The sequence below is a fragment of the Aeromonas lacus genome (assembly GCF_000764665.1).
GTDB classification, from domain to species: Bacteria; Pseudomonadota; Gammaproteobacteria; order Enterobacterales; family Aeromonadaceae; genus Aeromonas; species Aeromonas lacus.
The window spans coordinates 1-1,199 of sequence record NZ_JRGM01000185.1; the positions used below are offsets into that span (position 1 = coordinate 1).

Below are 1,199 nucleotides of genomic sequence, written 5' to 3' on the forward strand. Positions count from 1 at the left end.
TCAGAGATAGTACAAGGTTCACTGTACTCGTTATATTTTGTTCTAGTGAATACACGAAAATCGTAATTACCATGAGGTAAACCGTTCAAGTACATATATGGGCTTTTGGTGCTTCCATTAGGTTCCCATTCTTGCGCACCATGGAATCTACGTTGAACAACATAATCCCGAAAGTCACCGCACACAGCAGGCATCCATTCAAGTAAACCTTGCAGCGTATAACCAACATCCGAAATAGAAAAATGCAAATTGCTTGGTGCATTTACTTTGCGAATTGGATCCGGTTTATACTCTGCTTCTTTGGAAATAAACACGGTATCAAATGAATTTGGCTTGTACTCCATTAGTTCTACTTCGGCAGTACCCATATACTGATCGGTTAACCCACGATTCGTACTATTCACACGGAACGGTACGGCATCAGTTGTGCCTAACAATGGGTGCTTAACGTTCACTACATCGCCGATATTAAGTGCATACACTTTAGCCGAACCCGTAAAGCGAATAATGCGGATACCACGTGTCATCGAGAACATAGTGCTTGCGATTTTGTCTACTTGCGCTTTTGAAGTAGTGAAATCGGCTTGTACTTTCTTGTTGATTACTTTGCCGTAACGTTGGAGGATTTCATCCCGCGAAACATTAGGGTAGCGCAAAATGTCTTTTTGATAATTCTTCGATGCATCCTTGTATTCAACTTCGAGTTCGTTAAATTCTGCTTCTGTTGGTGCTGCATCCATTACTACTGCACTGATGATATCGTCTTCTGTGATTGTACAAATTGCTGCACTTGGTGCGTTGTATACGATGCTCCACATATCCCCGACTCGTACTACGCTGCACTGGAAATCTGCTTGCATACTTTCGAGGTTTGCTTTGCTTGTTTTTGAAGTATCAACAAAGCCGTTCATACCAGCTGGATATGTACGATCACAGAAGTTTGCAAATTGGATAAAGGCATTATCATCGATTTTGTGCTCTGGGATTTGAAAGCCAAAATCACTAATTAGGTAATCCCTGATGCACATTGCAGGGTTTGTATTGTACATACGTTGATTATTACGTTTGTCCAGTACATAACGGCCCTCGACTTCTACATCGATTTCAGGTTCGCTTTGGATTTCACCATTCTCTGGATCACGCGCAATACAAATAGCAAGCGCAGCCATACCGTAACCCATCATATTTGCATTGTAGTT

At 41.6% G+C, this 1,199-nt stretch carries 1 protein-coding gene; it reads right to left on the reverse strand.

The genetic code is table 11. The features are described from left to right. A partial coding sequence (locus tag LG31_RS0120070) for a fibronectin type III domain-containing protein (protein ID WP_152598459.1) occupies positions 1-1,199 on the reverse strand: 1,199 nt, incomplete at both ends.